Raw genomic sequence first — 26,451 nt, 5'->3', positions numbered from 1 at the left:
CTCTAGCCTTTCTGGACCGGCAAGCAAAGCGGCGATGCGCATGCCTTCCGGTCGCGGATGGCGGCGGCCACCTCTCCGGCAGCGACCCGGCCGCCGGGCTCACCGCACCGGAGCGAATCGAGCCTTAACCAAAGATCAGCAAACCCCGTGCTTCCAACCAAAGGTCGATTTACTTTAGGTCAATTCGAAAACAGGATGCTATCTGCCTGGGAAAACTGAGAAAATTTACCTTCAGGCCGATCTGAACCGGACCGACCGATTGACCCGGCGGCGCGTGGGGGGCGCTCTCATGTCCGAAGACAGCAAGATGCAGGAACTGGTCGCTCTCAGGACCGCGCTGGGGTTCACGCAGAGCAGAATGGCGCATGAGATCGAAATCAGCTTGCGCGACTACCAGTCGTTCGAGTGGGGCGAGAACGAGATCCCGGATCTCTATCTCCGGGCGATCGAGCGGATCGCCATGCTGTATGCCGTCCGACACAAGAATCCGATGCTGGTGCCTCCTGGCATGCGGGCGGAGGCCTTGCAGTTCGCCCGCATGGTCGAGGCGAGCCTCTGACGGCGTCTCGAGGAGAGGTCCGCGACCGTCCGGTCCGGAACGGACGTGTTCTCAGAACGTCATGGCCGCCGCATTGATGATCCCGGCTGCGAGGGAAGCGGCGCCGAGGAACAGGGCGGCGGCCATCTCGCCGCCGGCGATGCGCTGCGAGAGGTTCGGCATCACGATGCGGACGAGCCAGTATGCGATGATCTGCACCGCGAGGGCGACGAGGCCCCAGACGAGGCAGTCGATGATCGTCTGGGCGTGCACGATGGCGCTCGCGAGCGGAAGAGCGAAGCCGACGAGGCTGAAGCCGAGGGCCGTGGCGGCCGAGATCACGTTCTCGCGGATGAGCGCGAATTCGTTGTGCATGGTCGCCAGCGTGTAGATCGCGAGATACAGGCCGACCAGGGCGACCGCGAGGACGAAGAAGATCAGGAAGTCGGGCAGGCCCGCCAGAGATGTAGCCACGGTCAATCCCCCATACGATTCATTATTTCAATCCGTACAGGGGCTATGGTTAAGATTACGTTGGCTCGAATGCGATCGCGACCCCGAAGGCGGTGCTGGCCGGCACGATGAGCCTGCTGCCAATATGCTGGTAGGGGATGTCGGCGGAGTCGAGCCAGGTCGCCTGCCGACGGATGTCCTCGACGCGCACGGCGAAGGCCACGAAGGACGGTTGGTCGAGTTCCGCCTCAACCGAGCCATAGATCTCGGCCGCGTCGTCCGGCGTCATCACGTCGACCCGATCCTCGCCGAGGGAAAACGACAGGTCGTCGCCGTCGGGGCTCGCGGGCTGAACCCCCGTGAAGGCCGTCAGGAAGCCACGGTGGCGCTCCGGATCGGGGGCCGCCAGGGTCACGGAGGCGATCCGGGAGGCCTTGTTGTCGTGGCGCTGGAACTCCGGATTCCAGAAGTTTTCCGGGTAATGCTGCTGGCAGACGAAGAAACCGGCCTTGGACGCTCCGTCGGCCGCCGCAAAGGCGAGGGTGAACGCGACCTTCGTCTCGCTGCCGTCGGGACGCCGTCCACTGCGCTCGAAATGGAACGGCTCGAACGATCCGATGCCGCTCCGATCGAACAGGGCAGCGTCCGCCGTCGCGTCCCGGCTGTCGAGGACAAGCATCGCAAGACCCTCGCGGTCCCTGAGATAGTCCTGGACGAAGGCCCCGAAGCTGAAGGCGCTCGCCCGATGAGGCGCGATGGCGGCCCCCTCGCCGATCGTGATCAGCTCGATGAAGGAATTCGACAGCTGGACGATGCGGTTCTCGGTGCCCCAGGGGTGCCGGTTGCGGGCGCCGACCTGAAAGCCGAGACGGTGATAGAAGCTCCCGGCCTGGTCGAGATCGCGGACGGCGATGACGAGATGGTCGATCCGGCGTGACATTGGGCACTTTCCTGTAACGAGAGCATACCTAGAGCATCGGATGTGAAAAGTAGATCCGGTTTTCGCTGGCGCGGCCCGCTGGGTCCGCAGGATCCGCTCGTGCGGCGGGCCCGGTTTGGCGAAGGCCGCGCGGGAGTTCGCCCCCGGGCATGCCGCGTCAAGGGCATATCGTGCCTGTCATGGCCGGGCTTGTCCCGGCCATCCCGATCGGAAGAGCGTTGTGCCCGACGGATCGGGATCACCGGCACAAGGCCGGTGATCACGTGGAGAGGGTGGAGTTCGGCCCGAGGGTCAGGCGGCGGCGGCCCTTAGACCAGGCGGCTCTGCTCCACGGCCGCATGGATGAAGCTCTTGAAGAGCGGATGCGGCTCGAACGGACGCGATTTCAGCTCGGGATGGTACTGGACGCCGATGAACCAGGGATGGTCCTCGTACTCCACGATCTCGGGCAGCACGCCGTCCGGCGAGACGCCGGAGAACCGCAGACCCTTGCCCTCAAGCCGGTCGCGGTAGGTCATGTTGACCTCGTAGCGGTGCCGATGGCGCTCGGAAATCTCGGTGCCGCCATAGATCTCTGCCACCTTGCTGCCGGGCTTGAGCGAAGCCTGATAGGCCCCGAGGCGCATGGTGCCGCCGAGATCGCCGCCGGTCGCACGCTTCTCGAGCTCGTTGCCGCGCAGCCACTCGGTCATGAGGCCGACGACCGGTTCGGCGGTCGGGCCGAACTCCGTCGAGCTGGCATCCTGGATGCCGGCGAGCGAGCGCGCCGCCTCGATCACCGCCATCTGCATGCCGAAGCAGATGCCGAAATACGGCACCTTGCGCTCGCGGGCGAAGCGCGCCGCCCGGATCTTTCCCTCGGCGCCGCGCTGGCCGAAGCCCCCGGGAACCATGATGCCGTGGATGCCCTCGAGGAATGGGGCCGGATCCTCGTGCTCGAAGATCTCGCTCTCGATCCATTCCAGGTTCACCTTCACCTGGTTGGCGATGCCGCCGTGGTGAAGGGCCTCGATCAGCGACTTATAGGCGTCCTTGAGGCCGGTATACTTGCCCACCACGGCGATCGTCACCTCGCCTTCCGGGTTGTGGACGCGCCCGGAGATGTTGGTCCACCGGGACAGGTCGGGCACCTTCGCGCTGTCGAGCCCGAAGGCGGCCAGGACCTCGCTGTCGAGTCCCGCCTCGTGATAGGCGAGCGGGACGTCGTAGATCGAGCGGGCGTCGCGCGCCTCGATCACGGCGGTCTCGCGCACGTTGCAGAACAGGGCGAGCTTGCGGCGCTCGTCCTTGGGGATCTCGCGGTCGGTACGGCAGAGCAGGATGTCCGGCTGGATGCCGATGGAGCGCAGTTCCGCGACCGAGTGCTGGGTCGGCTTCGTCTTCAGCTCGCCCGCCGACGGGATGAACGGAAGCAGGGTCAGGTGGACGTAGATCGCCTGACCCCGGTCGAGGTCGTTGCCGAGCTGGCGGATGGCCTCGAAGAACGGCAACCCCTCGATATCGCCGACGGTGCCGCCGATCTCCACGAGAACGAAATCGAAGCCCTCGTTGCCCGTGAGCACGAAGTCCTTGATGGCGTTGGTCACGTGAGGAATCACCTGGATGGTGGCGCCGAGATAGTCGCCGCGCCGCTCCTTGGTGATGATGTCGAGATAGATGCGCCCGGTGGTGATGTTGTCGGCCTTGGTGGCCGGAACGCCGGTGAAGCGCTCGTAATGCCCGAGATCCAGATCGGTCTCAGCGCCGTCATCGGTCACGAAGACCTCGCCGTGCTGATAGGGACTCATCGTCCCCGGATCGACGTTGAGATATGGGTCGAGCTTGCGAAGCCGAACCTTGTAGCCGCGTGCTTGGAGAAGCGCTCCCAGAGCCGCCGAAGCCAGACCCTTGCCGAGCGAAGACACCACGCCGCCGGTGATGAATACGTACCGCGTCATGGACCCCTATCCATAAACATCGGGCGCCGATTCGCAATCGAGAACCCGGCCACCCGAAACCCATCCACAAAAAGAGAGGGCCGGAAGGTCCGGCCCTGGTTCGCTTACTGCTGAGGCGCTGTCGGCGCTGGCGAGGCGGGGGCCGGAGCCGCCGGCTGATCGCCCTGGAGCCGCTGAAGCTGCTCGAGCACGTTGCCGCCCTGCGGCGCGGCCGGAGCCTGCGGGCCCGGAGCCGGAGCCGCCGGCGCGGCGCCATCGAGAATCGACCGCGGCGCACGGGTCGTGGTCGCCATGACGGTGAGCGCGATGCTCGTCACGAAGAACAGGCCGGCCAGGATCGCCGTCGCACGGGTCAGGGCGTTGGCCTGGCCGCGCCCGGTCATGAAGCCGGAAACGCCGCCTCCCCCGCCGCCGAGACCCATGCCGCCGCCCTCGGAGCGCTGCAGGAGAACCACGCCGATCAGGGCGAGCACGATGATCAGGTGGACAATGATGAGAACTGTTTGCATCGTTTTCAAAAACCTCAAGCGGCTGCGCACAGGGCGGCAGCCGCTCGCAATCCGTTCGTTGCGGCGGCCTGTAGCATAGGTGGGCGCAGGATCAAAGACCCGCAAGCCGCCTTTTCGCCGTTACCCGAGATAGGCGCCGGCGATCGCGAGGAAATCGGCCGCGACGAGGCTCGCCCCGCCCACCAGGGCACCGTTGACGTTGTCCACGGCCATCAGCTCGGCGGCGTTCGAAGGCTTCACGGAGCCTCCGTAGAGGATGCGGACCCTCGGCGCCTCCGCCTTGCCCACGAGGCGGCGCAGTTCGTCCCTGACGAGGGCATGCACCTCCGCCACGTCGGCGACGGTCGGCGTCAGGCCGGTGCCGATGGCCCAGACCGGCTCGTAGGCGACCACGAGGTTGTGGCTGTTCGAATCGACCGGGATCGAGCCGCGCAGCTGCTTGCGGACGACCGCCAAGGTCTTGCCCGCTTCACGCTCCTCGCGGGTCTCCCCGACGCACACGATGGCCGTCAGGCCGGCGCGATGGGCCGCCACGGCCTTGGCGCAGACATCGACATCCTTCTCCCTGTGGTACTGGCGGCGTTCGGAATGGCCGACGATCACGTAGGTCGCCCCGGCGTCGGCCAGCATCTCGGCCGACAGATCGCCCGTGAAGGCGCCCGATTCCTTGGCATGGCAGTCCTGGCCGCCGATGGCCACCCGGGACCCGACGGCGTGATGGGCGAAAACGCCCACCAGGGTGGCGGGCGGACAGACGGCGAGCTCGACCTTGGCCTTGAGGCCCGGGGTATAGCCCGCATGGATCTCCTCCAGGACCCTCGTCGAGGACCTCAACCCGTTCATCTTCCAGTTTCCCGCCACCAGCGGGCGCGGCCTATCGACGCTCATGTGAGGCACTCCTGTCACGCTTGATAATCCGGCAGTAGCAGAGGCTGGAGCCTTCTTTCAACCAGACTTGCCCTTTTCGTAGAGCCCCTGATCGTTTATCGGCAGGATTAACGAGTTTTTGGAAAACGGGTTCACGATGCTTCGGAACATGCGCAAGGCTGGGCAGACGGTGGTCGGCAAAGCGATCGCCACCATCTTCTTCTGTGCCCTCATCGTCAGCTTCGCCATCTGGGGCATCGGCGATATCTTCCGCGTCACTCCGGCTTCCGCGGTGGCCGAGGTCGGCAGCACGACCATCACGGTCGACCAGGTCCGCACCGCCTACACCAACGAGCTCCAGCGCCTCGGGCGCCAGTTCCGCACGGTGATCAGCCCCGAGCAGGCGCGGGCCTTCGGCCTCGATCAGCAGGTGGTGTCCAACCTCGTCACGGAAGCCGTCATGGCCGAACAGGCCAAGCAGATGGGCCTCTCCGTGTCGGATCAGCTCGTCGCCGCCTCGATCGTGAACAACCCGGCCTTCAAGGGTGCCGACGGCCAGTTCAACCGCGCGCAGTTCGACCAGGCTCTCCGCAATGCGGGTCTCTCCGAGGCCGGCTTCGTTCACGACCAGCGTTCCGCCATGGCCCGCCTCCATCTGGCCGAGGCCATCGCGGGCGACATCAACGTCCCGATCGCGGCTCGGGAAGCCCTGCACCGCTACGCCAGCGAGCGCCGCGCCGCCTCCTACCTGCTGCTGACCCCGGCCATGGCGGGCGACATTCCGGCGCCGTCGGCCGAGCAGCTCCAGAGCTTCTTCAACGAGCGCCGGAGCACCTTCCGGGCTCCCGAATACCGGGCCGTCTCGGTGATGGCTCTCGACGCGGCGGCGCTCGCCAAGCCGGATGCGGTGCCCGAGGCCGATGCGCGCCAGGCCTATGACCAGCGCAAGGCGTCCTACGGCACTCCGGAGCGCCGCACCATCCAGCAGATCACCTTCCCGTCCCAGGCCGACGCCGAGGCGGCGGCCGCTAAGATCAAGGACGGGACGGGCTTCGAGGCGGTCGCCACCGAGCGCAATGTGTCCCCGCAGAATCTGGAGCTCGGCACCTTCACCAAGGCCGAGATGCTCGATCAGGCCGTCGCGGACGCGGCTTTCGCGCTTGACCAGGGCGGCGTCAGCGCCCCGATCGCCGGCCGCTTCGGACCGGTGCTCGTGCGCGTCACCCAGATCCAGCCCGAGTCGGTCCGTCCCTTCGAGGAGGTCGCGGCCGAGATCCGGCAGGAGCTCGCCCAGGAGCGTGCGAAGGGTCAGATCGAGCGGATCCACGATGAGATCGAGGATCTGCGCGCCGGCGCCAAGCCTCTGGCGGACATCGCGAAGGAAAAGGGGCTGACCCTGATCCAGGTGCCGGCGGTCGAGGCCGGCGGCCTCGACAAGGCCGGAAACCCGGTGAACCTGCCCGAGAAGGATGCGGTCGTGAAAGCGGCATTCGCCTCGGACATCGGGGTCGACAACGAACCCCTGCGCACGGCCACGGGCTATGTCTGGTACGACGTGACCGGGATCGAGGCCTCCCGGGAGAAGACCCTCGACGAAGTCCGCGATCAGGTCGCCGCCCAATGGCGCGAGGATCAGGTGGCGCAGCGCCTGTCCGAGAAGGCGAACGAGCTGACCGGCCGCCTGGAGAAGGGCGAGGCCCTCGAAGCCGTGGCCCAGTCGGCCGGGGCGCCCGTCCTGAATGGGACGGACCTCGCCCGCAATGCCGCCAAGGGCGATCTCGCGGCCGAGGCGGTGAACCGCATCTTCGCCGTTCCGGTCGGCAAGGCCGGCCACGCCGCGAACGGCACCGACGCCCGCGCGGTGTTCAAGGTCATGTCCGCCACCGTGCCGCCCCTGGTCACCACGACCCAGGCCGCGCAGAACGCCGACAACCAGCTCCGGACCGGCTTCGGCGACGACCTGCTCAGCCAGTACATCGCCCAGGTCCGCCAGGATCTCGGCGTCAAGATCAATCAGCAGGCGCTGCGTCGCGCCACGGGCGGCGAATCCTAGTCCGATGACGACCACACCCGATTTCGACACCTTCGCGGCGGCCTACGAGGCCGGCGAAGCCGGCGTCCTGCGCACGACCCTCGTGGGCGACCTGCTGACCCCTGTCGCGGCCTTCCTGAAGCTGCGGCACGACCGGAAGGGCTCGGCGTTCCTGCTCGAATCGGTGGAAGGCGGAGCGACCCGCGGCCGCTTCTCCATGATCGGGCTCGATCCCGATCTGGTCTGGCGGTGCCAGGGCGGCGTGGCGTCGATCGACCGGCAGGCCTTGAGCCGGAGGCAGGAATTCACCCCGGAGGACGCTCCTCCCCTGGAGAGCCTGCGGGCGTTGATCAAGGAAAGCGCCCTGCCCCTCTCCGACGATCTGCCGCCCATGGCGGCCGGCCTCTTCGGCTATCTGGGCTACGACATGGTGCGGCTCATGGAGCGCCTGCCCGAGCCCAACCCGGACGTGCTGGAGGTGCCCGACGCCATCCTGATCCGCCCGACCGTCATGGTCGTGTTCGACGCGGTGAAGGACGAGATCTCCCTCATCACGCCCGTGCGCCCGCGGTCCGGAACCTCCGCGAGGGCCGCCTATGAGAGCGCCCTCGCGCGCCTCGACGACGTGACACTCGCCCTCGAGCGGCCGCTTCCCATCGACGACCGCAGCGATCCGACCCGGATCCATTTCGATCCCCCGGTCTCGAACACGACGCCGCAGGAATTCCAGGCGATGGTCGCCAAGGCGAAGGAGTACATCCGGGCCGGCGACATCTTCCAGGTGGTGCTCTCGCAGCGCTTCGAGTCGGCCTTTCCCCTGCCGGCCTTCGCGCTTTACCGCTCGCTGCGGCGGGTCAATCCCGCGCCGTTCCTCTGTTACCTCGACTTCGAGGACTTCCAGATCGTCTGCTCCTCGCCGGAAATCCTGGTGCGGGTCCGAGACGGGCGGATCACGATCCGCCCCATCGCCGGAACGCGCCCGCGCGGCGCGACGGCGGCCGAGGACCGGGCGCATGCGGAAAGCCTGCTGGCCGACCCCAAGGAACGGGCCGAGCATCTCATGCTGCTCGATCTCGGACGCAACGATGTCGGCCGCGTGGCCGAGATGGGTTCCGTCGACGTCACGGATTCGTTCTTCCTCGAGTTCTACAGCCAGGTGATGCACATCGTGTCGAACGTCGAGGGCAGGCTCGACCCCTCGTTCGATGCCCTGGATGCCCTGGTGGCGGGCTTCCCGGCCGGCACGGTCTCCGGCGCCCCGAAGGTGCGGGCCATGCAGATCATCGACGAGCTGGAAAAGGACAAGCGCGGGCCTTACGCGGGCTGCATCGGGTATTTCGGCGCCAATGGCGAGATGGACACCTGCATCGTGCTGCGCACGGCGGTCGTGAAGGACGGACGCATGGCCGTTCAGGCGGGAGCCGGGATCGTGTACGATTCCGATCCGGCCTCCGAACAGCAGGAATGCATCAACAAGTCCAAGGCGCTGTTCCGGGCCGCAGAGGAAGCCGTGCGGTTCGCCAGCCAGGCGAGGGTCGGACAATGAGCGGTGAGCCAAGGCGTCCCTTGACCGGGAGCTTCGCTTACGCGAACGTCGGCGCGCTATGACCCGCGTTCTCGTCATCGACAACTACGACAGCTTCACCTGGAACCTGGTGCATCTGCTCGGTCCCCTCGCGACCTCCGTCGACGTGGTGCGCAACGACGCCATCACGACCGACGAGGTGCTCGCCTCCCAGCCGGACGCCATCGTGCTGTCTCCCGGCCCCTGCACGCCGAACGAGGCGGGGATCTGCCTCGACCTGGTCAGGCGGGCCTCGCCCGACATCCCGACCTTCGGGGTCTGCCTCGGGCTGCAGACGATCGGCCAGGTCTTCGGCGGCACCGTCTCGCGGGCGCCCCTGCCCATGCACGGCAAGGTCTCCGACGTGGAGCACGGCGGGCAGGCCGTCTTCCGCGGCATCAACGGCCCCTTCAAGGCGACCCGCTACCATTCGCTCATCGTCGACCGCGAAACCTGCCCGGCCGACCTCCAGGTCACGGCGGAAACCTCCGACGGCCTCGTGATGGGCCTGTCGCACCGCTCCCTGCCGATCCACGGTGTGCAATTCCACCCTGAAAGCATCCTGTCGGAGCACGGCGTGACGATCATGCGCAATTTCTTCGATCTCGCGGCGGATTGGAACGCCAGATACCGGGCTGTCGGTGGTGCCGCAGCATCAGCAGGACAGTGAAAGCGATGGAATCGTTCAAATCCTATCTCGCCAAGGTCGCCACGGGCGCATCCCTGACGCGCGACGAGGCGCGGGATGCCTTCGACGACCTGCTCTCCGGCGAAGTGACGCCCGCCCAGGGTGGCGCCTTCCTGATGGCGCTGCGGGTGCGCGGCGAGGCTCTGGAGGAGATCGTCGGCGCCGTCACGGCCATGCGTGGCCGCATGCTGCGGGTCAATGCGCCTGACAAGGCCGTGGACATCGTCGGCACCGGCGGCGACCACAAGGGCAGCTACAACATCTCCACCCTCGCGTCGATCATCGTGGCGTCCTGCGGCGTGCCCGTGGCCAAGCACGGCAACCGGGCGGCCTCCTCCAAATCCGGCACGGCGGACGTCCTGGCGGCTCTCGGCCTCAGGCTCGGCCTCGATCCGGAGGGCCTGGAGCGGTGCCTCGACGAGACCAAACTCTGCTTCATGTTCGCCCAGACCCATCACGCCGCCATGCGCCACGTGGCCCCCGTGCGGGTCGAGCTCGGCACCCGGACGATCTTCAACCTGCTCGGTCCGCTCGCCAATCCTGCCGGCGTCAAGCGCCAGCTTCTCGGCGTGTTCTCGGAAGCTTGGATCGAGCCGCTCACCCAGGTTCTGAAGGAGCTCGGATCTCAGAAGGTCTGGACCGTCCACGGCTCCGACGGCCTCGACGAGATGACCACGACCGGGCCGACCTTCGTGGCGGCCCTGGAGAACGGCGCGATCCGCCGCTTCACCGTGACGCCCGAGGAGGTCGGCCTGCCGACCGTCTCGCTCGACGACCTGCGAGGCGGCGATCCGGAGCACAATGCGGCCCAGCTGCGCGCCGTCCTGGACGGCGCCCGGATCCCCTATCGGGATGTCGCCCTGTTGAACGCTGCCGCCTCGCTCGTGGTCGCGGACGAAGCCGAGAACCTGCGCGACGGGCTCGACCGGGCGTCCCGGGCTCTGGACAGCGGCGCCTCCAAGGCGACGCTCGAGCGCCTCGTCAAAGTGTCCAACAGCTGAGCGAGGGGCTTCCATGGCTGACGTTCTCAGCAAGATCGAAGCTTACAAGCGCCGGGAGATCGAAGCCGCGAAGGCTGCCGTTTCGCAAAGCGAGATGGAGCGGCGCGCCCGCTCGGCCGCGCCGGCGCGCGGATTCGCCAGGGCCATCGAGCGCCATCTCACCGAAGGGCGCCCGGCTCTCATCGCCGAGGTGAAGAAGGCAAGTCCGTCCAAAGGGCTGATCCGCGCCGACTTCGACCCGCCGAGCCTCGCACGGGCCTATGCGGAGGGCGGCGCCACCTGCCTGTCGGTCCTGACCGACGAACCGTCCTTCCAGGGCAGGCCCGAGTACCTGGCCCAGGCCCGCGACGCGTCCGGCCTGCCGGCGCTGCGCAAGGACTTCCTGTTCGAGCCCTACCAGGTCTACGAGGCCCGGGCCTGGGGAGCCGACTGCATCCTGGTGGTCATGGCGAGCGTCTCCGACGGGGAGGCCCGCGCCCTGATCGACGCGGCCCATGATCTCGGCATGGACGTGCTGGTCGAGGTGCACGATCGCGCCGAACTGGAGCGCGCCCTGCCCCTCGGCACCCGGCTGATCGGCATCAACAACCGCAACCTGCGCACCTTCGAGGTGTCCCTCGGCGTCAGCGAGGAACTGGCACCCCTGATCCCGTCGGACCGCATCGTCGTCGGAGAGAGCGGGATCTTCACGCGGTCCGACATCGAGCGGCTGTCGGAGGTCCACATCCGCACGTTTCTCGTGGGTGAGAGCCTGATGCGTCAGGCCGATGTTGCGGCGGCCACCCGGAAGCTTCTGTTCGGCGAGGGCGCATGACGAAACTCACGCACCTCGATGCGACCGGTCAGGCCAGCATGGTCGACGTCTCCGACAAGGGCGTCACCAGCCGCACCGCGATCGCCGAGGGATGCGTGATCATGCAGGCGGAAACGCTCGACCTGATCCGCCACGGCGAGGCCAAGAAGGGCGACGTTCTCGGCACGGCCCGTCTCGCCGGGATCATGGCGTCCAAGCGCACTCACGAACTCATCCCGCTCTGTCATCCCCTTCTCATCTCGAAGGTGAAGGTCGACTGCACCCTCGATGACAGCCTTCCGGGCGTGAGGGTGAGCGCCGAAGTGAAGGTATCGGGCCAGACGGGCGTCGAGATGGAGGCCCTGACCGCCGTCTCCGTCGCCTGCCTGACGATCTACGACATGGTGAAGGCCGTCGACAAGGCGATGCGGATCGAGCACGTGCGCCTGCGCCGCAAGAGCGGCGGCCGCTCGGGGGATTTCGAGGCGCCATGAGCCTGATTTCGGTCGAGGATGCTCTGTCCCGCGTTCTGGCAAGTGTCGAAAGACCGGTCGAGACCGAGCATGTGCCCCTGGCCGCCTGCGCGGGCCGGACCCTCGCCCAAGATGTGAGCGCGCTTCGGGACCAGCCCCCCTTCCCGGCCTCCGCGATGGACGGCTATGCGGTGCGAAGCGCCGATTGTGCGACCGTTCCGAAGACCCTGCGGGTGATTGGGGCGAGCGCGGCCGGAAACCGATTCTCCGGGGCTGTCGGCGCCGGCGACGCCGTTCGGATCTTCACCGGGGCTCCTGTTCCTGCCGGCGCCGATGCGGTGGTCCTGCAGGAGGACGCGGAGAGATCGGGCGATCAGGTGACCGTCAAGGAGGCGACCCGCCCGGGTCGTCATATCCGGGCCGCCGGCCTCGATTTCCGGGCCGGCGATGTGCTCCTGCAGGCCGGATTGCGCCTGGATTCCCGCCATGTCGCTCTCGCGGCCGCCATGGGCCACGGGGAACTCGGCGTGCACCGCAGGCCGCGAGTCGCCATTCTCGCGACCGGCGACGAGCTGGTGCGGGCGGGCGAGCCTGTCGGTCCCGACCAGATCACCGCCTCGAGCCTGCCGGCCACGATCCTCATGGCGGAGAGGGCCGGCGCGGAAGCGATCGATCTCGGCATCGCCCGCGACACCCTCGAGTCGCTCGACGAGCGGATCCGGACGGCCAGGGACGCCGGAGCCGACATCCTCGTGACGCTCGGCGGCGCATCCGTGGGCGAGCACGACCTGGTGCAGGAGGCCTTGAGCCGCCACGGCATGGACCTCGGCTTCTGGCGTGTGGCGCTGCGGCCTGGAAAGCCCCTGATGCACGGGCGCCTCGGACGAACCCTGCTCCTGGGCCTGCCGGGCAATCCGGTCTCCTCCCTGGTCTGCGCCGTGCTCTTCCTGATTCCGGCCATCCGTGCGCTCCTTGGCGACCAGAAAGCGGCCGACGACCCGACGGAGGATGCCGTACTGGGCGCCGATCTTCCGGCCAATCGCGAGCGTCAGGACTACATGCGCGCCTCGCTCTCGTTCCAGGACGTTCCCGTGAGCCTGACCAAGGGGCCCGAGCGCCTGATGCTGCCGGTCGCGACCCCGCATCTGCTCCAGGATTCGTCGATGCTGAGCATCCTCGAGCGCTCGGACGCGCTCCTGGTCCGCCCGCCTCACGCCCCCGCGGCTGCGGCCGGAGAGGCCTGCCGGATCATCAGGCTCGAGCGCTTCTGCTGACCTGTTGATCAATTCTGGAATACCCAGGCTTGCGGAACACAGCGGGAACAGCTACCTTGTTCCCGATTTGTTTCAGAATCGCCCCGCTGAGGGGCAGTAAGGGCCAGCCATGCTGACGCGTAAACAGCACGAATTGCTCCGCTTCATTCATGAGCGGCTGCGTGAGACCGGCGTGCCGCCGTCCTTCGACGAGATGAAGGATGCGCTCGATCTCAAGTCCAAGTCCGGCATTCATCGCCTGATCACGGCGCTCGAGGAGCGCGGCTTCATCCGCCGCCTGCCGAACCGCGCCCGGGCCATTGAGGTGATCCGGTTGCCGGAGAGCACGAGCGGCGCGGGGAGCCAGCGCCGGTTCACCCCGAGCGTGGTCGAGGGGGGCCTCGCCGGCAAGACCAAGGCCGCGCCACAGCCGGCGCCCGATCCACGCGATCGGGAAGCGACGATCCCGGTCATGGGCCGGATCGCCGCCGGTGTGCCGATCTCGGCCATCCAGACCCGCAGCCATTCCATCACCCTGTCGGGCGATTTCCTGGCCCAGGGCGATCACTTCGCTCTGGAAGTTCGGGGCGACTCGATGGTGGAGGCCGGCATTCTCGACGGCGATCTCGTGGTGATCCGCCGGCAGGACACGGCCAATACGGGCGACATCATCGTGGCCCTGATCGACGACGAGGAGGCGACTTTGAAGCGCTTCCGCCGCCGGGGATCCTCCATCGCCCTCGAGGCCGCGAACCAGGCCTATGAAACCCGCGTGCTCGGCCCCGATCGGGTCAAGATTCAGGGCAAGCTCGTCAGTCTGGTTCGCCGGTACTGACGCCTTCTTCGGGAAGATCCTGCTCGGGGATCGGTTGCGCTCGGCGCGGCCCTTCCCGAGCGGGCGACAGCTCCGGCCGATGCGCCGCCTCCGACCATGGACGGATCTGGCTTCCTGTCCGGACAGAGCGCACCTCGACGGCCTCGGGTGTGAAGCGGATCGTCGTCGCTCCGCTTTCCTTCAACGACCCACCGTCCCAGACGAAGCCGGCCTTGCAGCCCGGCGGCGCCTGGAGCCGTGAGACCACCACCGCGGCGCGGCGGCAATCCTCTTCGAAGGCAGAGAACTCCTGGACGAATGCGATCCAGCGCCCGCCGGCAGCCGCCACCACGCAGCCGGCCCTGTCGCATCTGGCGTCCCGTCTGAGGCTCGCATCGTCGACGCTCCTCGCATCCCCGTCGGCACGCAACCATTGCTCGGCGATGAAGCGAGACGGGCGCCCGACGAGCGTCAGCCGACCGTCCCGGCCGCGGATGGCCGCCCCTGCTCCGTCCCGGTCGATGAAGACGTCGTAGCGGTACGGAACAGCCGCGCAGGCGAGCCCCACCCCGGCGGGTACGACCGCCAGCCAGCGCAGGGACGACGCCGGCAGCGTCAACAGGATCAGCCCGACGCTCAGGAGGACGAGAGAGGCGCTGCCCAGGGCCGAAACGACCAGAGTCGACCCGCCGAAGCCGCCGACCCAGGTCGACACGCCGAGCACCTGCGAGACCGCGCCTCCCATGAGTTGCCAGATCGGCCGGTCGAGGCCGAAAGGATAGGCCAGGACGCCAAGCACGGCACACGGCATCGCGACAAGGGAGACGAGCGGCAGGGCCAGCGCGTTGCCCACGAGACCGTAGGGGTTCAGGCTCTGGAAATGATAGGCCGCGAACGGCGCGGTCGCGACGCTGGCCACCAGGGTCGTGGTGACAAGTCCGAACGCCGGCCGCGCTGCCCTTGACGCGACGCGCGCGACAAGACCGGAGGATCCTCCGTCGGGAACCCTCCGATGCATGAGAGGCACGAGGGCCATCATGGCGGCAACCGCGCTGAACGACATCTGGAAGCTCGGGCCGAGGAGCGCCTCCGGCTCCCGCGCGAGCACCACGAGGGCGGAGATCGACAGGTTGCGGATGCTCAAGGCGGGACGGTCCGCCATAACCGCCCCGAACATCACGAGAGTCATGATAAGCGAGCGCTCCGTGGCGACATCCGAGCCCGAGAAGATGCAGTAGATCGTGGCCCCGACCATCGCGGCCAAGGCGGCGATCTTCTTGACCGGCCACGACAGAGCAAGACCCGGCGCAAGGGCCAGAAGGGCCCGCACCAGCCAGAAGAAGGTGCCTGCGGCCAGGACCATGTGGAGGCCGGAGATCGACACGATGTGATAGATGCCGGCGCCGCGCAGGACCGCGTTCGTCTGCTCCGGGATGAGGCCGCGCTTGCCCGTCACCAGCGCGGCTCCGACGCCTCCGGCCGCTCCCCCGATGGAGGTGGCGATGCGCTCGGTCAGGGCATTGCGGGCTCCGTCGACGGACGCGGCCAGCCACAGAGTCCAAGTCGGAGCCGAACTCGCGCCGGGCGGCGGCGCGATCGGGCGGATCTGACCGACCATCGACCCCACCGCGCCGATCCCCTTGAAATAGGCGTCCCGGGCGAAGTCGTAGCCCCCGGGCCATGCGGGCTGCGACGGCGGCAACAGCCGCGCCGTGCCGGTCATCAGCTGCCCGGGCGAAAGTTCGATCCCTCGGCGCACGGAGACCCGAATGCGCTCGGGCCGCTCCGCATCCGGGACATTCCTCATCTCGACCACATGAAGCAGCAGCCGCTTGCCCTCCGGCCGATCCTCGATGGACTCGATGAAGCCTGTGACCGGCGTAACGACGATGCGGGAGAGCGCCGGGGCGGCCACGGACCGCATGCGGATGGCCCCGGCCGAAAAGCCCGCGAAGAGCGCGGCGATCGCGATCAGGGCGATGGAGACCGCCTGAACCCGTCGAAGAGCGACTGCGGCAGCGGCACAGGATGCGGCTGCGCCGAACGGCGCCCAAAGAGCCGGTTGGCCATCGGCCTGGAAGAGAAGGACGATGCCGATGCCGAAAAAGACCGGAATCCAAGGAAAGAGCCGGCGCTGGTCCATCTCGTGAGCGATGCTCCGGGAGAGCCAGCCACGACCGTCGAGACGACGCCATTCGACCGGGTAAGCCCAGGGCCGGGGCAGCACCACGGCCCGCGCGCCGGGGCGCGGGATCCGATAGGGCGTCTCTCGGTTGTCTTCCATCGTGGCTTCGGCTTAACGCGGGTCCGGTTGCATGCTAGACGACTGCACGCCCCGACCCAAACCGTCCTGTGGATTGAGTCGGATGACGCTGCGGACGGTACAAGCCGCTCAGCTCGTTGAGTTTTTTCCATTCAAGGTTTCCCGCGATGACCGTCGTCACCCGCTTCGCCCCCTCTCCCACCGGCTTCCTGCATATCGGCGGCGGGCGCACGGCCCTGTTCAACTGGCTCTACGCCAAGCGCCACGGGGGCAAGATGCTGCTGCGCATCGAGGACACGGACCGGGAGCGCTCCACCGATGCCGCCATCGCGGCGATCCTCGACGGGCTCCAATGGCTCGGCCTCGATTGGGATGGCGACGTGGTCTACCAGTTCTCCCGGGCCGCCCGCCATCGGGAGGTCGCGGAGAGCCTGCTGGCGCAGGGCCGCGCCTATCACTGCTATGCCAGCCAGCAGGAACTGGAGGAGATGCGCGAGACCGCCCGCAAGGAGGGCCGGCCCCTGCGCTACGATGGCCGCTGGCGCGACCGCGACCCCGCGGAGGCACCGGCGGGCGTCAAGCCCGTCATCCGCCTCAAGGCGCCGACCGAGGGCGAGACGGTGGTCGAGGACGAGGTGCAGGGCCGGGTGGTCTGGCAGAACAAGGATCTCGACGATCTTGTCCTTCTGCGCTCGGACGGCACGCCCACCTATATGCTGGCCGTTGTGGTGGACGACCACGACATGAACGTGACCCACGTGATCCGCGGCGACGACCACCTGACCAACGCGGCCCGGCAGACGCAGATCTATCAGGCGCTCGGCTGGGACGTGCCGAAGATGGCGCATATACCGCTCATCCACGGACCCGACGGTGCCAAGCTGTCGAAGCGGCACGGCGCTCTCGGCGTCGAGGCTTATCGCAGCCTGGGCTATCTTCCGGAGGCCCTGCGCAACTATCTCGTGCGCCTCGGCTGGAGTCACGGGGATCAGGAGATCTTCTCCACCCAGGAGATGATCGATGCTTTCGATCTCGGCAGCATCGGCCGGTCGCCGGCGCGCTTCGATTTCGCCAAGCTGGAGAACCTCAACGGTCACTACATGCGCCAGGCGGACGACGAGCGCCTGGTGCAGGCCCTCGAGGACCTGCTGCCGGAGCTGGACAAGGACGAGCACCATCTCGGACGCACCTTCAGGCCGGGCTTGCGCGAGAAGCTCATCGCCGCCATGCCCGGTCTGAAGGAACGCGCCAAGACCCTCGTGGAGCTGCTCGACAGTGCCTACTATCTCTACGCGCAGCGACCGCTGCATCTCGACGAGAAGGCGGCGAGCCTGCTCGCGGACGGCGTGACGCGCCTCGCCGGCATCGCGGACAAGCTCGACGCCGTCACGGACTGGTCGGCCCGCAGCGTGGAAGCGGTCGTGCGCGAGCACGCCGAGGCCATCGGAGCCAAGCTCGGCCAAGTGGCGCAACCGCTCAGAGCGGCCCTCACCGGGCGGGCCACATCGCCCGGTCTCTTCGACGTGATGGCGGTGCTCGGCAAGGACGAAACCCTGTTGCGTCTTCGGGACCAAATCAAGGATGCGCCTGCTGCATAGCAAGGGCATCTCGCCTTTAGATGTGCTTGCTCCGTTCCCACGGATAAGCTACCGAAGGCGCCATTATCCTACCGACCGACCGGCAAACCGCGGTTGGGCAACCACGGAGGTCTTCTCCGATCCACAGGTTGCTCTAGGTTCTGCCCGGCCTCCTTTTTGAAAGGGCCACGACGCATGAGTTCCAACACCAGCACAGTCACCGTCGACAACAAGTCCGTGGAACTGCCGGTCAAAGAAGGCACCATCGGCCCGAGCGTCATCGACATCTCGAAGCTCTACGGACAGACCGGGATGTTCACCTACGATCCCGGCTTCACCTCGACGGCTGCCACGGAGTCGAAGATCACCTATATCGACGGCGACAAGGGCATCCTGCTCTATCGTGGCTATCCGATCGACCAGCTCGCCGAGCACGGCGACTTCCTCGAGACCTGCTACCTGCTCCTCTACGGAGAGCTGCCGACCGCTGCGCAAAAGGCCGACTTCGACTACCGCGTCACGCGCCACACCATGGTGCACGACCAGATGAACCGGTTCTTCACCGGCTTCCGCCGCGACGCGCACCCGATGGCCATCATGGTCGCCTGCGTGGGCGCCCTGTCGGCCTTCTATCACGACTCCACCGACATCTCGGATCCGCACCAGCGCATGATCGCATCCATGCGCATGATCGCCAAGATGCCGACGCTCGCCGCGATGGCGTACAAGTACTCCATCGGACAGCCCTTCGTGTATCCGCAGAACGAACTGGACTACACGTCCAACTTCCTGCGCATGTGCTTCGCGGTGCCGGCCGAGGAATACAAGGTCAATCCGGTGCTCTCGCGCGCCCTCGACCGGATCTTCATCCTGCACGCCGACCACGAGCAGAACGCCTCGACCTCGACCGTGCGCCTGGCCGGCTCGTCGGGGGCTAACCCGTTCGCCTGCATCGCGGCCGGCATCGCCTGCCTGTGGGGACCCGCTCATGGCGGCGCCAATGAAGCGGCCTTGAAGATGCTGGAGGAGATCGGCACGCCCGATCGCATTCCGGAATACATCGCCAAGGCAAAGGACAAGAACGATCCGTTCCGCCTCATGGGCTTCGGCCACCGGGTCTACAAGAACTACGACCCGCGCGCGCGCATCATGCAGAAGACCACCCACGAGGTGCTCAACGAACTCGGAATCAAGGACGATCCGCTCCTCGACGTGGCCGTGGAACTCGAGCAGATCGCCCTGAAGGACGAGTACTTCATCGAGAAGAAGCTCTACCCGAACATCGACTTCTATTCGGGCATCACCCTGAAGGCGATGGGCTTCCCCACCTCCATGTTCACGGTGCTGTTCGCCCTCGCCCGGACGGTCGGCTGGATCGCGCAGTGGAGCGAGATGATCGAGGATCCGTCCCAGCGCATCGGCCGTCCCCGCCAGCTCTATACGGGCGAGACGGAGCGCGATTACGTGACGGTCGCCCAGCGCGGCTGAGACGGACGGACATGCCGACAGCGAGAAGGGGCCGAAAGGCCCCTTTTTTTGTCGTCCGGTCCCGTGATGGGATCGTCGAACCGGGTCAACGCCTTTCCGATTCCTGAGGCATAGCATTCCCCGGATCGGGATCACCGTGCCGGGCCGGGCACGACCAGGGGATAGTGCCTCCCTCGACCCCTTCAAGCATTCCTGTGGGAAGCCAGCACCTCTTCCACGATCCGCGCCGCGCGCTCGCTCGGCACCTCGCCCCCGATCCGCATCAGCTCATCGAGCTTGCCGAAGGCCGCGAGCTGCCGCCGGCGTTCGGGAGAGTCATGAAGGAGTGGAAGCAGCGCATCGGCAAGCTTGTCGGGCGTGCAGTCCCACTGGATGAGCTCCGGGATGACATTCTCGCCGAGCACGAGGTTGGTCAGCACGATGGAGGGAGCCTTGATGAGATATTTCAGCACCTCCTCGATCTTGGAGACGCGATAGGCCACCACCATCGGGACGCCGGAGAGGCCGAGCTCGAGGGTCACGGTGCCGGAAGCCGCGAGCGCTGCATCCGCCTCGCGGAATGCGGCCCATTTGGCCCCTTCCCCCTCGACGATCCGCGGCTGCACGCGCCAGGACTTTGCCCGGGCCCTGATGTCCTGAGCGAGATGGGCAACCGCCGGGATCGTCACCTCGAACGGACGCGGCGAGCGCTCCCTGAGGAGGGCCAATGCCTCGCCGAAGGGCTCCATGAGGCGGCTGACTTCCGAGCGCCGGCTGCCCGGCAGGACGAGCAGCTTGAGGGGTTCGTCCCCGGCGCCGCCGCGCTCGCCCGGCACCGGCCTGATGTCGGCGAGACGCTCGATCAGCGGATGGCCGACATAGGTGGTGGGCGGACCGCCCAGGCGCTCGTGAGCGGCCGGCTCGAACGGCAGCAGGGCCAGCAGGTGATCCACATAGGCGCGCATCTTCGGGGCGCGGCCCGGGCGCCAAGCCCAGACGGAGGGGCTGACGTAATCGATGATGGGGATGTGAGGCGCCCGGCGTCTCACCGCCTTGGCGACCCGATGGGTGAAATCCGGACTGTCGATGATGACGAGCATATCGGGCTCTGCCGCCACGACGGCATCCGCCGTGAGCCGGATCCGCTTCAGAATCGAAGGGAGCCGGGCAATGACGGCGGAAAAGCCCATGACGGCGATCTCTTCGAGGGGAAACAGGCTCTTCAGCCCTTCTCCCTCCATGGCATGGCCGCCGACGCCGCCGAAATGCAGGCGGTCGCTTCCGAGCCTCGCCTTCAGGGAGCGCATCAGTTTCGCCCCGAGCTGATCGCCCGACTCCTCGCCGGAGACGATCCAGATGGTCAGCGGCTTGTTCTCAGCCACGGGAATCCTCCATCCAGGGCAGGTCGACGGCGATCAGAAAAAGACCGAGCCTGTCGGCCGTCGCGAGGGTCCTCTCCTGCTCCAGCACGAAGGTGGAGCCGGCCCCGATGGCGATGCCGGAAAGCCCGGCCTTCGCCGCCTCCACGATCGTGCGCGGTCCGATTGTGGGCATATCGACCCGGAGATCCTGGCCGTGTTTCGCCGCCTTGATCAGCACCCCTCCCTCTTCCCGGCGCCGGAGCCCGAACCAGGACTGGCGCATCTTCAGGACGCGCCGGATCATTCGATCCGTGCCTTCGGGGCCTTCGATCGCCAGAACGTGCCTGCGAGCGATGACCGCGCCTTGACCGATGTCGAAGGCCGACAGGGAATTGAGGAGGTCGAGGCCGAGGCCGATGGCCTCGCGGTCGTCGGCGCCGGGTTCGCGAACTCCGCTCAGGGACCGAGCGGCGACGAGATCGGGCGCGAGCTCGTGGGCGCCGACCACGCGGTGGCCGCGCTCCTCGAGCAGCATCACGGCACCGCGCAGGACCTGGTCGTCGCCGCGCGTGATGACTTCTCTGACCTCATGCATGTTCCGCAACAGAGAATAGGCACTGAGCAGCGCGGAGAAGCCCGGGCGGCGCACGGCCCCCACGAGAGAGACAGCCGCGGGTCGCCATCCCTCGAGGGTGTTCATGATCGTCTTCAGGTCGAGGAGGTCGACGGTGGCATGGGCGCGCCGCTGCAGATCGCCTTCGGCGAAGCCGCGGAACGCCAGCACACGGACGTCCCTTCCCGTCGCCTCGAGATGATCCACCACCTGGATGGGAAGCTGCCCCGCCCCGGCGAGGATCGCGATCGGGCCTGAAGGCACGGGAGAATCGGGCCCGAAAGCCGACGGATGCCTCTTGGGCCGGTTTGCTGCATCTTCATTCGGCGAGCGCATCACTCGGTGCGGAGGACCGGAATCGCTTTTCCGCACGATGCACTAACCGGACGAGCTGACGGGGTCCCGTGGCGTGCAGATCGCCCGATCCTTGCCGTCGCGGATGAAGTCGAGGATCTCGTGCACGAACGGATGATCGTCGAACTCTCCGGCCACGTCCTCGACGCGCTCCGCCAGTGTGCCCTCATCGGCGAACAGAAGGCGATAGGCTCGGCGGATGTCGTGGATCTGCTCACGGCTGAAGCCACGGCGCCGCAGACCGATGATGTTGAGGCCCGCCAGATGCGCCCTGTTGCCCATGGCCATGCCATAGGGGATCAGGTCGTTCTCCAGGCCGGACATGCCTCCCACGAAGGCATGGGAGCCGACGCGGGCGAACTGGATCACCGCGGAACCGCCCCCGAAGATCACGAAATCGCCCACCGTGACGTGGCCGGCCAGCATCACGTTGTTGGACAGGATGCAGTCGTTGCCGACCTTGGTGTCGTGGCCCACATGGGAGTTGGCCAGAAAGGCGCAGCGGTCCCCGATCACCGTACGAAGACCGCCGCCCTCGGTGCCGGGATTCATGGTCACGCCTTCGCGGATCATGCAATCGGCGCCGATCTCGAGGGTGGAGGCCTCGCCCTTGTACTTCAGATCCTGAGGGATATGGCCGATGGAGGCGAACGGGAAGATCCGGGTCCGCGGGCCGATCTTCGTCCGCCCGGCCAGGGCCACATGGCTCATGAGCTGACAGCCCTCGCCGAGCTCGACCTCGGGCCCGACAGTGCAGAGCGGACCGATCCTGACGCCCGGGCCGATCTTGGCCCCATCCTCCACGACGGCGGTCGGATGAATCGTGACGTCCATTATTCGAGCACCAGCATGGCACTGACCTCGGCCTCGCAGACGAGGGTGCCGTCGACCTTCGCCTCGCCCTTGTACCACCACATATTGCGGCGATTGTTCAGCTTGCGCATGTGGAACTCGACCCGGTCACCCGGTTCGACGGGCCGGCGAAACTTCACTTTATCGATTGTCATGAAAAAAACCTGCTTCGGCTTCGCCTGCTCGGCCATCTTCGCCTTGACGCAGATGGCACCCGCCGTCTGGGCCATGGCCTCGATCAGGAAAACGCCGGGAAAAATCGGCCGGGTCGGAAAATGGCCCGTGAATTGTGGCTCATTGAAGGTGACGTTCTTGATGCCGATGCACGATCTGTCGCCGTCGATCTCGATGATCTTGTCGACCAGGAGGAAAGGATACCGGTGCGGCAGGAGCTCCAGGATCTCCATGATATCGGCGGTTTGAAGCGTGGTGGGCGCTTCGGACATGACGTGAACTCCCGGCGGTAGTGGGTGCCTTCAACGAACGTTATGAAGACGCACCGTCGTCTTTGGCGGAATCGCCCTGGGATGCAAGCTTTTTCAGGGCCGTAATCTCACGGAACCATTCGCGCATCGGCCGGGCCGGGATGCCCCCCCAGCGGGCTCCAGGAGGAACATCGCCGTTGACCCCGCTGGTCGCCGCGATCTGGGCTCCCATGCCGATCCGCACGTGCCCCTTGACGGCGACCTGCCCGCCGAGAGCCACGTAGTCCTCGATCGTCGTGGACCCGGCGATGCCGACCTGCGCGACGATCACGCAATGGCGGCCGATGACCACGTTATGCGCGATCTGGACCAGGTTATCGATCTTCGTCCCCTCGCCGATCACGGTGTCGCGGCTGGCGCCCCTGTCGACGGTGGTGTTGGCACCGATCTCCACGTCGTCCTGGATGATGACGCGACCGACCTGCGGCACCTTGAGGTGGCCCTGAGGTCCCATCGCGAAGCCGAACCCGTCCTGCCCGATCCGGACCCCGGGATGGAGGATGACCCGGTTGCCGATGAAGGCATGGGACACGGTCACATGGGCTGCGATGGAGCAGTCGCGCCCGATCTTCACCTTGGGACCGATGACGGAATGGGCCCCGATGAGGGTGCCGGACCCAATCTCGGCGTGAGGCCCGATGACGGCGCCTGGATCGACCCGGACCCCATGCTCCAGCCGTGCCGAAGGATGAACGAAGGAGCCGGGTGAGACCCCGGTCGACGCGAAGGCCGATTCCGGCCGCATGGCGGACGGGAACAGGATCCCGAGAACCTGCGCGAAAACCCGATAGGCCTGGGGGGTCACGACGGCGATCGTGCCGGACGGGACCTTTGCGGCATAGCGTGGTGTCACGAGGCACGCGCGGGCGCGCGTGGTCGCCAAGGCGCCGACATAGGCCGGGTTGTCCATATAGGCGAGATCGCCGGGCCCTGCGCTCTCGAGAGGGGCGACGCCCTTAAGCAAAAACTCCCCGTCGGTGCCGTCGGGGAGCGTTGCATTCGCCATCTCCGCCACCTGACGCAGAGTCAACGTCTGGCTTTGCGGGAAGAAATTGGATTCTGTCATAAACCATAAGTGAGGGCGCCCGGAGGCGCCCTCCCCGATTAGAAGCGCGTGCCGCCGGTGAACCGGAAGGCCTGAGTCCGGTCTGCACCCACCCGCACGCCATCCCTGATCACACCCTCTTCCTTCGAGAGGGCGAATGCGTAATCGAAGCGGATCGGGCCCAGCGGCGACGACCACAGGATCGACGCGCCGACGGCAGAGCGGATCTTCTTGCTGTCCAGAACCTCGATGCATTCCTGCGTCGTGGTCGCGCTCGCGTTGCGCGTGCAGGTTCCGGAATAGCCGTCGATGAAGTTGTTGCCGTTCACGTCGAAGGTGGTCGGACCGTCGTAGCCGTAGAGCGTACCGGCATCGGCGAAGACCGCACCCTTCAGACCCAGTTCGCGCGGCAGACCCCAGATCGGGAACTGCACTTCGAGCGTGCCGCCGAAGTAGGTGGTGCCGCCGATGGCGTTGGCCCGGCTGTCGAGGCTCGAGATGTCACGCGGCCCGATGCCGTTGGGCGCGAAGCCGCGGACCAGGGACGGACCCATGAAGAAGTGGTCGATGATGCGCAGATCGCCACCCTGTGCGAACTCGGCACCGTTGTCGCCGAAGCCCATGATGTGGCCGCCCTGGATACGGGCGATACCCACCACATCCTCGAACAGCTCGCGATAGTACCGCGCGTCGCCGGTGACGCGGAAGTAATGCGAGTCGCCTCCGAGGCCGGCAACGTCGGTCTTCACTTCGGCATAGAAGCCGTTCCGTGGCTCGCGGATGCTGTCGAGCGTGTTGTAGTTGTAGGTCAGGCCGACCAGCGAGGTAATCGTGTCGCCCTGCGATTCCTTGATCGCCAGGGAGGCTTCGCCGTTGCCTTCGCAGAACTGGCGGTTGGGCGTTCCGTCGGCGTTCAGCTGGGTATAGCCCGGGATCGGAACCGAGCAGTCGTTGTAAGGCTGATCGGTGTCGTTCGGGATATCCAGGGACTGTTGATACAGCGAGTAGCGAGCCGTGACCGTGAACTCTTCCGTGAACGGGAGTCCGAGGCGAAGCGTACCGCCGGTCATGCGGTTCTCGTAACGGGAGTACCGGGTCTGATCGCTGAACTTCGAGAACAGGTCGATGCCGGCCGACATCCGGTAGCCCAGGAAGTACGGCTCGGTGAACGAGAAGTCGACACCGTAGGCGCGCTGGCCGAGCTGCCCGGCGAGACGGACGAACTGGCCGCGGCCCAGGAAGTTGGTCTCGGTGACCGAGACTTCGCCGATGAACCCGTCGGCCGTCGAGTAGCCGCCCGAGATGGCGAACGAACCGGTGGACTGATCCTCGACGTCCACGTTCACGATCACGCGGTCGGCCGAAGAGCCGGGCTCGTTGGAGATACGAACGCGCTTGAAGTAGCCGAGGTTGTTCAGGCGGCGCTCGGCGCGGTCGACCAGGACCTGGTTGTAGGCATCGCCTTCGCCGAGCTCGAACTCGCGACGGATGACGTAGTCGCGGGTGCGGCTGTTGCCGCGCACGTTGATGCGCTCGATGTAGATCCGCGGGGCTTCCTCGACCACATAGGTCAGATTGACCGTGCGGGTGGAGGGATCGCGCGTACCGACCGGACGCACCTGAGCGAAGGGATTGCCCTGACGTCCGACGTCGGTCGTCAGCGCCAGAACCGACTTTTCGACCGCTTCGGCGTTGTAGACCGAGCCTTCGGAAGTCGAGATGTCCCGGCGCACGGCGCCCGGATCCACACCGGCGATGCGGGGATCCACCGTCACGCTGCCGAAGCGGTACTGCTCGCCCTCGTCGACCGTGATCGTGATGACGTACCCACCGCCGTTGGGATCGAAGGCCACATCGCTCGAGACGAGGCGGTAATCGGCATAGCCGTTCTTGAGATAATACCGGCGGATGAGGTCCAGATCGGTCGAGAGCCGATCGGGATCGTATACGTCGGAGCTTTTCAGGAAGCTGAGGAGATTCGTCTCCGTGGTCTGCATGAGACCGCGCAGGCGGCTGGACGACACCTGGTTGTTCCCGACGAAGCGGATATCCTTCACGCCGGTCTTGTCACCCTCGTTGATGGTGTAGACCACGTCGACCGTTCCGTTGGGAAGGTCCACGAGGCGAGGGGTCACCTGGGCGAGACCACGTCCGGATCGGCGATAGACCTCGAGGATACGCTGAACGTCTGCGTCCACCGCAGCCTGGTTATACGGAGCGCGAGCGCGGGCCTGAAGCTGGTCCTCAAGAAGGGCCTTCTCAACCTTCTTGTTTCCTTCGACCACCACGCGGTTGACGATAGGACCCTGTGCTGCGGAAGCGCGGCGATTCCCCGGGGCCACCTGCTGGGCGAAGGCGCTCTCCCCGGCAGTAATCCCGGCCATCAGCGCGCTGATCGCGACAATGGCGGTGGTGGCCGGCTTCTTCCGGCGAGGCTTGGTCGTCGACATCATCAACTGGCCCGTTCTTTATATTCTGTCCCTAGCGAGGAAGGTCCCGCCGGTCGGAGACGAGTGCCCCCAACCTTATCCGTGTGGACCGCTTGTACAAACTTTCGCCGCTATTGCAAACG

Annotated in this window: 23 protein-coding genes; 11 read left to right on the top strand and 12 right to left on the bottom strand. The window is 66.6% G+C overall.

The genetic code is table 11. The annotated features are described in order from the left end of the window. The first annotated feature begins 289 nt into the window (after positions 1–289). Positions 290–559: a transcriptional regulator gene (locus NF876_RS11595; protein WP_262268952.1), complete on the top strand. Its 270-nt coding sequence runs from the start codon at positions 290–292 to the stop codon at positions 557–559. A gap of 51 nt (positions 560–610) precedes the next feature. On the opposite strand, the gene NF876_RS11590 is transcribed toward NF876_RS11595, so the two are convergent. The 5 genes from NF876_RS11590 to tpiA form a co-directional block, all read right to left on the bottom strand. Further along, positions 611–1,012: a DUF350 domain-containing protein gene (locus tag NF876_RS11590; RefSeq protein WP_262268951.1), complete on the bottom strand. Its 402-nt coding sequence runs from the start codon at positions 1,010–1,012 to the stop codon at positions 611–613. A 55-nt stretch (positions 1,013–1,067) separates the two neighbouring features. Next, a complete protein-coding gene (locus NF876_RS11585) occupies positions 1,068–1,931 on the bottom strand; it encodes a VOC family protein (protein WP_262268950.1) in 864 nt (287 codons plus the stop codon). A gap of 308 nt (positions 1,932–2,239) precedes the next feature. Next, a complete protein-coding gene (gene pyrG / locus NF876_RS11580) occupies positions 2,240–3,868 on the bottom strand; it encodes a CTP synthase (protein WP_262268949.1) in 1,629 nt (542 codons plus the stop codon). 104 nt (positions 3,869–3,972) lie between these two features. After that, positions 3,973–4,377, bottom strand: a complete 405-nt coding sequence (secG, locus tag NF876_RS11575; protein WP_262268948.1) for a preprotein translocase subunit SecG — start codon at positions 4,375–4,377, stop codon at positions 3,973–3,975. 120 nt (positions 4,378–4,497) lie between these two features. After that, positions 4,498–5,265, bottom strand: a complete 768-nt coding sequence (gene tpiA / locus NF876_RS11570; protein ID WP_262268947.1) for a triose-phosphate isomerase — start codon at positions 5,263–5,265, stop codon at positions 4,498–4,500. A 136-nt stretch (positions 5,266–5,401) separates the two neighbouring features. On the opposite strand from tpiA, the gene NF876_RS11565 reads away from it, so the two are divergent. The 8 genes from NF876_RS11565 to lexA all read left to right on the top strand — a co-directional run bounded on the left by NF876_RS11565 (position 5,402) and on the right by lexA (position 13,883). After that, entirely contained in the window at positions 5,402–7,297 is a 1,896-nt protein-coding gene (locus tag NF876_RS11565; protein ID WP_262268946.1) for a peptidylprolyl isomerase, read from the top strand. 4 nt (positions 7,298–7,301) lie between these two features. Beyond that, a complete protein-coding gene (gene trpE / locus NF876_RS11560; protein WP_262268945.1) occupies positions 7,302–8,822 on the top strand; it encodes an anthranilate synthase component I in 1,521 nt (506 codons plus the stop codon). Between the two features lie 58 nt (positions 8,823–8,880). Next, the gene (locus tag NF876_RS11555; RefSeq protein WP_262268944.1) at positions 8,881–9,510 is read left to right on the top strand and encodes an anthranilate synthase component II; all 630 of its coding nucleotides are present in this window, start codon (positions 8,881–8,883) and stop codon (positions 9,508–9,510) included. A gap of 5 nt (positions 9,511–9,515) precedes the next feature. After that, positions 9,516–10,529, top strand: coding sequence for an anthranilate phosphoribosyltransferase (gene trpD, locus NF876_RS11550; protein ID WP_262268943.1), 1,014 nt, complete (start codon positions 9,516–9,518; stop codon positions 10,527–10,529). 13 nt (positions 10,530–10,542) lie between these two features. Beyond that, positions 10,543–11,343 (top strand): indole-3-glycerol phosphate synthase TrpC, encoded by an 801-nt coding sequence (gene trpC / locus NF876_RS11545; RefSeq protein WP_262268942.1) that lies wholly within the window; start codon positions 10,543–10,545, stop codon positions 11,341–11,343. Next, on the top strand, positions 11,340–11,816 hold the full coding sequence (moaC, locus tag NF876_RS11540) for a cyclic pyranopterin monophosphate synthase MoaC (RefSeq protein ID WP_262268941.1): 477 nt from the start codon (positions 11,340–11,342) through the stop codon (positions 11,814–11,816). Before trpC ends, moaC begins: the two co-directional genes overlap by 4 nt. Beyond that, positions 11,813–13,069 (top strand): molybdopterin molybdotransferase MoeA, encoded by a 1,257-nt coding sequence (locus tag NF876_RS11535; RefSeq protein ID WP_262268940.1) that lies wholly within the window; start codon positions 11,813–11,815, stop codon positions 13,067–13,069. The genes moaC and NF876_RS11535 overlap by 4 nt, the downstream gene beginning before the upstream one ends. 109 nt (positions 13,070–13,178) lie before the next feature. Next, complete coding sequence (gene lexA, locus NF876_RS11530; protein WP_262268939.1) at positions 13,179–13,883, top strand: transcriptional repressor LexA; 705 nt, start codon at positions 13,179–13,181, stop codon at positions 13,881–13,883. Here the strand turns inward: lexA and NF876_RS11525 are convergent. After that, a complete protein-coding gene (locus NF876_RS11525; RefSeq protein WP_262268938.1) occupies positions 13,861–16,146 on the bottom strand; it encodes a ComEC/Rec2 family competence protein in 2,286 nt (761 codons plus the stop codon). The genes lexA and NF876_RS11525 overlap by 23 nt on opposite strands. A gap of 146 nt (positions 16,147–16,292) precedes the next feature. Between NF876_RS11525 and gltX the strand changes: the two genes are divergently transcribed. Together gltX and gltA are read left to right on the top strand one after the other, a co-directional pair. Then, the gene (gene gltX, locus NF876_RS11520) at positions 16,293–17,723 is read left to right on the top strand and encodes a glutamate--tRNA ligase (protein WP_262268937.1); all 1,431 of its coding nucleotides are present in this window, start codon (positions 16,293–16,295) and stop codon (positions 17,721–17,723) included. A 174-nt stretch (positions 17,724–17,897) separates the two neighbouring features. Continuing rightward, positions 17,898–19,190 (top strand): citrate synthase, encoded by a 1,293-nt coding sequence (gene gltA, locus NF876_RS11515; RefSeq protein WP_262268936.1) that lies wholly within the window; start codon positions 17,898–17,900, stop codon positions 19,188–19,190. 182 nt (positions 19,191–19,372) lie between these two features. On the opposite strand, the gene lpxB is transcribed toward gltA, so the two are convergent. The 6 genes from lpxB to bamA all read right to left on the bottom strand — a co-directional run bounded on the left by lpxB (position 19,373) and on the right by bamA (position 26,332). Next, positions 19,373–20,551 (bottom strand): lipid-A-disaccharide synthase, encoded by a 1,179-nt coding sequence (lpxB, locus tag NF876_RS11510; protein WP_262268935.1) that lies wholly within the window; start codon positions 20,549–20,551, stop codon positions 19,373–19,375. Beyond that, positions 20,544–21,407, bottom strand: a complete 864-nt coding sequence (locus tag NF876_RS11505; protein WP_262268934.1) for an LpxI family protein — start codon at positions 21,405–21,407, stop codon at positions 20,544–20,546. Before NF876_RS11505 ends, lpxB begins: the two co-directional genes overlap by 8 nt. 114 nt (positions 21,408–21,521) lie before the next feature. Beyond that, positions 21,522–22,331, bottom strand: coding sequence for an acyl-ACP--UDP-N-acetylglucosamine O-acyltransferase (lpxA, locus tag NF876_RS11500; RefSeq protein WP_262268933.1), 810 nt, complete (start codon positions 22,329–22,331; stop codon positions 21,522–21,524). Then, positions 22,331–22,795: a 3-hydroxyacyl-ACP dehydratase FabZ gene (fabZ, locus tag NF876_RS11495; RefSeq protein ID WP_262268932.1), complete on the bottom strand. Its 465-nt coding sequence runs from the start codon at positions 22,793–22,795 to the stop codon at positions 22,331–22,333. Before fabZ ends, lpxA begins: the two co-directional genes overlap by 1 nt. 40 nt (positions 22,796–22,835) lie before the next feature. Then, the gene (lpxD, locus tag NF876_RS11490) at positions 22,836–23,900 is read right to left on the bottom strand and encodes a UDP-3-O-(3-hydroxymyristoyl)glucosamine N-acyltransferase (protein WP_262268931.1); all 1,065 of its coding nucleotides are present in this window, start codon (positions 23,898–23,900) and stop codon (positions 22,836–22,838) included. Positions 23,901–23,938: 38 nt separating this feature from the next. Continuing rightward, positions 23,939–26,332: an outer membrane protein assembly factor BamA gene (gene bamA / locus NF876_RS11485; protein ID WP_262268930.1), complete on the bottom strand. Its 2,394-nt coding sequence runs from the start codon at positions 26,330–26,332 to the stop codon at positions 23,939–23,941. Positions 26,333–26,451: the final 119 nt, after the last annotated feature.

Source organism: Microvirga yunnanensis (genome assembly GCF_025460875.1).
The sequence above is the reverse complement of the archived record's forward strand: the minus strand, read 5'-3'. Positions and strand labels throughout refer to the sequence as shown.

What these genes read in the sequence shown, in the direction of transcription:
- NF876_RS11595 (WP_262268952.1), top strand. Translation starts at nt 290, where the DNA reads ATGTCCGAAGACAGCAAGATGCAGGAACTGGTCGCTCTCAGGACCGCG.
- NF876_RS11585 (WP_262268950.1), bottom strand. Translation starts at nt 1,931, where the DNA reads ATGTCACGCCGGATCGACCATCTCGTCATCGCCGTCCGCGATCTCGAC.
- pyrG (WP_262268949.1), bottom strand. Translation starts at nt 3,868, where the DNA reads ATGACGCGGTACGTATTCATCACCGGCGGCGTGGTGTCTTCGCTCGGC.
- secG (WP_262268948.1), bottom strand. Translation starts at nt 4,377, where the DNA reads ATGCAAACAGTTCTCATCATTGTCCACCTGATCATCGTGCTCGCCCTG.
- tpiA (WP_262268947.1), bottom strand. Translation starts at nt 5,265, where the DNA reads ATGAGCGTCGATAGGCCGCGCCCGCTGGTGGCGGGAAACTGGAAGATG.
- NF876_RS11565 (WP_262268946.1), top strand. Translation starts at nt 5,402, where the DNA reads ATGCTTCGGAACATGCGCAAGGCTGGGCAGACGGTGGTCGGCAAAGCG.
- trpE (WP_262268945.1), top strand. Translation starts at nt 7,302, where the DNA reads ATGACGACCACACCCGATTTCGACACCTTCGCGGCGGCCTACGAGGCC.
- NF876_RS11555 (WP_262268944.1), top strand. Translation starts at nt 8,881, where the DNA reads ATGACCCGCGTTCTCGTCATCGACAACTACGACAGCTTCACCTGGAAC.
- trpD (WP_262268943.1), top strand. Translation starts at nt 9,516, where the DNA reads ATGGAATCGTTCAAATCCTATCTCGCCAAGGTCGCCACGGGCGCATCC.
- trpC (WP_262268942.1), top strand. Translation starts at nt 10,543, where the DNA reads ATGGCTGACGTTCTCAGCAAGATCGAAGCTTACAAGCGCCGGGAGATC.
- moaC (WP_262268941.1), top strand. Translation starts at nt 11,340, where the DNA reads ATGACGAAACTCACGCACCTCGATGCGACCGGTCAGGCCAGCATGGTC.
- NF876_RS11535 (WP_262268940.1), top strand. Translation starts at nt 11,813, where the DNA reads ATGAGCCTGATTTCGGTCGAGGATGCTCTGTCCCGCGTTCTGGCAAGT.
- lexA (WP_262268939.1), top strand. Translation starts at nt 13,179, where the DNA reads ATGCTGACGCGTAAACAGCACGAATTGCTCCGCTTCATTCATGAGCGG.
- NF876_RS11525 (WP_262268938.1), bottom strand. Translation starts at nt 16,146, where the DNA reads ATGGAAGACAACCGAGAGACGCCCTATCGGATCCCGCGCCCCGGCGCG.
- gltX (WP_262268937.1), top strand. Translation starts at nt 16,293, where the DNA reads ATGACCGTCGTCACCCGCTTCGCCCCCTCTCCCACCGGCTTCCTGCAT.
- gltA (WP_262268936.1), top strand. Translation starts at nt 17,898, where the DNA reads ATGAGTTCCAACACCAGCACAGTCACCGTCGACAACAAGTCCGTGGAA.
- lpxA (WP_262268933.1), bottom strand. Translation starts at nt 22,331, where the DNA reads ATGGACGTCACGATTCATCCGACCGCCGTCGTGGAGGATGGGGCCAAG.
- fabZ (WP_262268932.1), bottom strand. Translation starts at nt 22,795, where the DNA reads ATGTCCGAAGCGCCCACCACGCTTCAAACCGCCGATATCATGGAGATC.
- lpxD (WP_262268931.1), bottom strand. Translation starts at nt 23,900, where the DNA reads ATGACAGAATCCAATTTCTTCCCGCAAAGCCAGACGTTGACTCTGCGT.
- bamA (WP_262268930.1), bottom strand. Translation starts at nt 26,332, where the DNA reads ATGATGTCGACGACCAAGCCTCGCCGGAAGAAGCCGGCCACCACCGCC.